This window comes from Algibacter sp. (assembly GCF_049667265.1).
Taxonomy (GTDB): Bacteria; Bacteroidota; Bacteroidia; order Flavobacteriales; family Flavobacteriaceae; genus Algibacter_B.
This window is the reverse complement of record NZ_JBATHX010000359.1, coordinates 1-5,537: the sequence shown is the minus strand read 5'-3', so window position 1 is coordinate 5,537 and position 5,537 is coordinate 1. Positions and strand designations below refer to the sequence as shown.

Genomic DNA, 5,537 nt, shown 5'->3' with positions numbered 1-5,537 from the left:
TTATTTACCTTCAATATAAAGGACGAACGTATTCTAGATATTCCTGGTGTTGTAGCTCAAAATGTAGAAATTAAAATCCTTGATACAGATTTATGGAGCGAAGGCCCATTATTAATTACACATTGGGGAATGAGCGCACCATCTATCTTAAAATTATCAGCATTTGGTGCTTTAGAATTAGCAAAACGAGATTATAAATTTCAAATAGAGGTTAATTTTGTTAAGCAATCTTTTGAAGATTGTTTGGAAGGTTTAAAAACCTTGAAAAAGGATTTAGCAAAAAAAACAGTTTTCAAATCCACCCAATATGATTTACCAAAAAGGCTTTGGCATAAATTGGTTTTGGCTTCCTATATGGACACCGAAACGCGCTGGGCAGATTTAAATAAAGCACAATTAGAGAACCTAGCTGGTCAGCTAACTCAAGCTGTTTTTAATGTGGATGGAAAAAGCACCTTTAAGGAAGAATTTGTTACTGCTGGAGGTATTAACCTAAAAGAAGTGAATTTTAAAACCTTTGAAAGTAAGCTAATCAAAAATTTATATTTTGCAGGCGAGGTTATTAATGTTGATGCGGTTACAGGTGGGTTTAACTTCCAAAATGCATGGACAGGCGCTTATATTGCTGCTCAAAATATTTCAAAATAAATGAAAACTTACATCGCGCTTTTAAGAGGTATTAATGTTGGCGGGCATAAAACAATTCCGATGGCAGAATTAAGGGAATTGTTGGCGAAAGAAGGCTTAGTAAATGTGCAAACCTACATTCAAAGCGGAAACGTCATTTTTCAGGCTTTAGAAAATAATAAAAGTAATTTAGAAGCTGTTATTCATAAAGCTATTAATTCTTATTTTGGTTTTGATGTTCCAGTTTTAGTGAAGACTCATAACGACATTAAATCTATTCTAAACAGTTGTCCTTTTTCTGAAAAGAAGAAAGAAAGCAGTTATTTTATGATGCTTAATGAAACCCCAAAAAAGGAATTAGTTGATGAGATTTCTCAACAAACATTTCCAAATGAAGAATTTGTAATTGATAAAAATGCCATATTTATTTTCTACGCATTAGGTGCAGGAAAAGCAAAATTGGGAGTTAATTGGTTCGAAAAAAAATTAAAAATTTCAGCCACAGCAAGAAACTATAAAACTATGCTAAAGTTATTATCTTTGTCATCTGAAATATAATAAATGACAGCAGAAAATTTCATCCCTAAAAAATATCCAAATTCAGTTGAAAATGGTAGTTATACATGGACGTCGCCAAGTAATATTGCTTTAGTAAAATATTGGGGAAAGAAAGCAAACCAAATTCCAGAAAACCCTTCAATTAGCTTTACTTTAAATAATTGTAAAACCACTACAACATTAAGTTTTTCAAAAAAGGAAAGCGATAATTATTTTTCTTTTGAAGTGTTTTTAGATGGAGAAAAAAAGGATGATTTCAAACCAAAAATAGAAACTTTTTTTAACCGTGTTGAAATTTATTTACCATTTTTAAAATCGTATCATTTTAAAATTGAAACCTCAAATACTTTTCCGCATAGCTCAGGTATAGCTTCTTCAGCATCGGGCATGAGTGCTTTGGCATTATGTTTAATGAGTGTTGAAAAGAAATTAATTAATGATGTTTCAGAAGAAAACTTCATCCAAAAAGCATCCTTCCTAGCCCGTTTAGGTTCAGGAAGTGCTTGCCGAAGTTTGGAAGGCGATTTAGTAGTTTGGGGAAAACATGATAAAATTGATGGAAGTTCAGATTTGTTTGGTGTAAAATACCCGTTTGAAGTTCACAAAAATTTTAAAAATTATCAAGACACTATTTTGTTGGTTGATAAAGGTGAAAAGCAAGTAAGTAGTACCGTTGGACATAATTTAATGCATGGGCATCCTTTCGCTCAAGAACGATTCAATCAAGCGGAAAAAAACCTGTCTGATATTATTTTAATATTGAAAAATGGCGATTTAGATAAATTTATTGCCCTTGTTGAAAGTGAAGCATTAACGCTCCATTCTATGATGATGACCAGTATGCCGTATTTCATTTTAATGAAACCCAATACGCTCGAAATCATCAATAAAATATGGGCTTACAGAAATTCTACAGGATCAAAAGTTTGTTTTACCTTGGATGCAGGAGCTAATGTACATGTGCTTTATCCAGAAAATGAAGCTGCACAAGTATTAGAATTCATTCAGAATGAATTAGTTACCTTTTGTCAAAAAGGTGAGTATATTAACGATAAAATTGGTTTTGGAGCAAAACTATTGTAATTTTGTATTGCCCAAGCAAATGTAATTTATGAAAGGACCTCTATTTTATTCAAAAATTTTACTCTTTGGTGAGTACGGAATCATTAAAGATTCTAAAGGTTTATCAATTCCATATAGTTTTTATAATGGTGCTTTAAAGAAAGATAAAAATCCTTCTGAGCAAGCCATCAAATCAAACGAAAGTTTAAAACGATTTGCTGCACATATTCAAAACATAAGCGATGCTATTGTGCGTTTTGATAATAAGCGTTTGCAAGCAGATTTGAATTCAGGAATGTATTTTGATTCCTCCATTCCGCAAGGCTATGGCGTGGGTAGTAGCGGCGCTTTAGTTGCTGCGCTATATGATAAATATGCGTACGATAAAATTACGGTTCTTGAAAATTTAACTAGGGAAAAACTTTTAAAATTAAAAACTATTTTTTCTGAAATGGAATCTTTTTTTCACGGAAAATCTTCTGGTTTAGACCCTTTAAATAGCTATTTAAGCATTCCAATTCTTATCAATTCAAAAGATAATATTGAAGCAACCGGAATTCCAGCGCAACAAAGTCAAGGTAAAGGAGCTGTGTTTTTGTTAGATAGTGGTATTGTTGGCGAAACAGCTCCAATGGTAAGTCTTTTTATGGAAAGCATGAAGCAAGAAGGTTTTCGTAATATGCTTAAAAATCAGTTTATAAAACATACCGATGCTTGTGTTGACGATTTCTTAAAAGGCGATATAAAATCTTTATTCAGAAATACAAAACAGCTTTCTAAAATTGTGTTGAGTAACTTTAAACCAATGATTCCTAGTCAATTTCACGACCTTTGGAAAAAAGGTTTAGAAACCAACGACTATTACTTGAAACTTTGTGGTTCAGGCGGTGGCGGTTATATTCTTGGTTTTACCGAAGATATTCAAAAGGCCAAAAAATCATTGGCTGATTACAAATTAGAAGTTGTTTATAATTTCTAAACTGTATTTTCGATTATCTTAAAATGTCACCCTAAGCGTCATCCAAGGGTATCAACAAACTCTTCAACATGCTAACAAGAAGACAGAAACATATTTTGCTTAAGTTTTTTAGTATGTTTTCTGTAATTCGTGGCTACAATATTCTCATTATTGTAATAGCGCAATACTTAACTGCAGTTTACATTTTAGCACACAACAGGCCAGTAAAAGAGGTTGTGTTAGATTTAAATTTGTTGATGCTCGTATTAGCATCAGCCGCAACCATTGCAGGTGGCTATATTATTAATAGTTTTTATGACTCAGAAAAAGATTTAATAAACCGCCCAATAAAATCAAGATTAGATAGGTTGGTAAGTCAAAATACAAAACTCTCATTTTATTTTGTTTTAAATTTCCTTGCAGTCATCATGGCTAGTTATGTAACATTTAAAGCAGTTATATTCTTTTCAGTTTACATTTTTGGCATCTGGTTTTATTCCCATAAATTAAAAAAGTTACCATTTATAGGTAATTTAACTTCGGCAATTTTAACCATCACACCATTCTTCGCTATTTTTATGTACTTTAAAAATTTCGAAACCGTCATTTTTGTTCATGCCATATTCTTGTTTATCATGATATCAATGCGCGAACTCACCAAAGATTTAGAAAACATAAAAGGCGATATAGCTCAAAACTATGCAACCATTCCGGTAGCTTACGGCGAAAATACATCCAAAATAATGCTAACCATTTTGGCTGCCTTAACCTTAGTGCCAACCTATTTATTGTTATATCGGTTTCAGGTTGGTTACATGTATATTTTCTTCTATTTAAGTTCGGGTTTACTAGTTGTTTTTTTGTTATTACTATGGCTATCAAAAACCAAAATACAGTATTTAATATTACACAATATTTTAAAATTCATCATTCTCGCAGGTGTTTTTAGTATTTTACTCATCGATGTAAGTGTCATACTAAATCGTATTTAAATTATTTGGGCGTTACCCGAAAAGGGTCGGGCTTTCTCGTTCCCAATCTTTTTGCTTGTGCCTCACAAAAAGGATTTCCACTTCAATCCCTAACGCAGAACAATAATTCGTTTATCAAAAATCGTAAATCGTAAATTATTAGATATATCTTTGCACAAAATAATAAGTAATGAATAAGAATCAAGGGAGTAGAGGAAAAGGAAAACCATCAGGACGTGGAAGCGGAAACGCCCGTTCTACAAGTTATGCACGAGGAAATGCGCCAATCAAAAAAAGTAACCCAACACCTAAAAAGCCAGGAAACCCAAACGAAATTAGGTTAAATAAATACATTGCTAATTCTGGTATTTGCTCACGCCGTGAGGCCGACGAGCATATTGCTGTGGGATTGGTATCGGTAAACGGAAAAGTGATTACCGAAATGGGCTATAAAGTAAAAATTGGTGATGAAGTTAAGTATGATGGCGGAAGAGTAAACCCTGAAAAAAAGGCTTACGTATTATTAAATAAACCAAAAGGGTTTGCAACTACAACCAGCGAAGGTAAAGGTAGGACTGTAATGGATTTGGTGGCCAATGCTACAACCTCTAGAATAAAACCAATTGGGCGTTTAGGACGAAACTCCAAAGGGTTGTTGTTATTTACAAACGATGATGTTATTGCAAATAAATTCACCAACTCTAAACATGGTGTACCGCGTTTATTTCATATTGAATTAGATAAAAACTTAAAATTAGAGGATTTAAAAAAGATTCAAGCTGGTTTTAAAGTGGAAGGTAAACTTATTGAGGTTGAAGAAATTAGTTATATAGATGGCGCTTCAAAAAAAGAAGTTGGTTTAAAAATTAAGAACACAGGAAATACTATTCTCCGAACTATTTTTGAATATTTTAAGTACGAAATTGTAAGTTTAGATTGTGTGGCTATTGGCCACTTAACTAAAAAAGATATTCCTCGCGGAAGCTGGAAACACTTAACTGAACAAGAGTTGAATACCTTGAAGATGTTATAATTTTGAATTGCTAAGTGTGAAACTCTCCAACATGCCACAAAATGCCAGAAGGGTCGTGGATAAAATACTCATTTCCCCAATCGTTATAGTGGATATCTGAGATTCTTACAGTTTTATATTTTGTGGTTAGCGCGAGTTTTTTAATTTCCACTAAATGTTTTTCTACATTATGTACTTCCATAAAAACCATGGAATTATCAACCCATTTCCGTACGTAGGCATTTTGCAAATAAAACCCGAAATCGCCAAATTTAAAGAATGACATTTTTGGATCGATTTCAATTTCTTCAAAACCAAAATCTTTATAAAATTGTCGTGAAAGATTATA

The 5,537-nt window shown here is 32.6% G+C and carries 7 protein-coding genes; 6 read left to right on the top strand and 1 reads right to left on the bottom strand.

Features of this window, described 5'->3' with window-relative positions; all coding sequences use genetic code 11:
- The 6 genes from WBN21_RS12635 to WBN21_RS12610 all read left to right on the top strand — a co-directional run.
- Positions 1-648: aminoacetone oxidase family FAD-binding enzyme (locus WBN21_RS12635; protein ID WP_424200825.1), on the top strand; the 648-nt coding region annotated here is incomplete at its 5' end.
- Positions 649-1,185, top strand: coding sequence for a DUF1697 domain-containing protein (locus WBN21_RS12630; RefSeq protein ID WP_424200823.1), 537 nt, complete (start codon positions 649-651; stop codon positions 1,183-1,185).
- A 3-nt stretch (positions 1,186-1,188) separates the two neighbouring features.
- Positions 1,189-2,268, top strand: a complete 1,080-nt coding sequence (gene mvaD, locus WBN21_RS12625) for a diphosphomevalonate decarboxylase (protein WP_424200821.1) — start codon at positions 1,189-1,191, stop codon at positions 2,266-2,268.
- Positions 2,269-2,296: 28 nt separating this feature from the next.
- On the top strand, positions 2,297-3,226 hold the full coding sequence (locus WBN21_RS12620; protein WP_424200819.1) for a mevalonate kinase family protein: 930 nt from the start codon (positions 2,297-2,299) through the stop codon (positions 3,224-3,226).
- Positions 3,227-3,294: 68 nt separating this feature from the next.
- Positions 3,295-4,197: a geranylgeranylglycerol-phosphate geranylgeranyltransferase gene (locus tag WBN21_RS12615; RefSeq protein WP_424200817.1), complete on the top strand. Its 903-nt coding sequence runs from the start codon at positions 3,295-3,297 to the stop codon at positions 4,195-4,197.
- Between the two features lie 169 nt (positions 4,198-4,366).
- Entirely contained in the window at positions 4,367-5,209 is an 843-nt protein-coding gene (locus tag WBN21_RS12610; protein WP_424200815.1) for a pseudouridine synthase, read from the top strand.
- A 10-nt stretch (positions 5,210-5,219) separates the two neighbouring features.
- Here WBN21_RS12610 and WBN21_RS12605 read toward each other — a convergent pair.
- The coding region (locus WBN21_RS12605; protein WP_424200813.1) for a glyoxalase at positions 5,220-5,537 on the bottom strand (318 nt) is incomplete at its 5' end.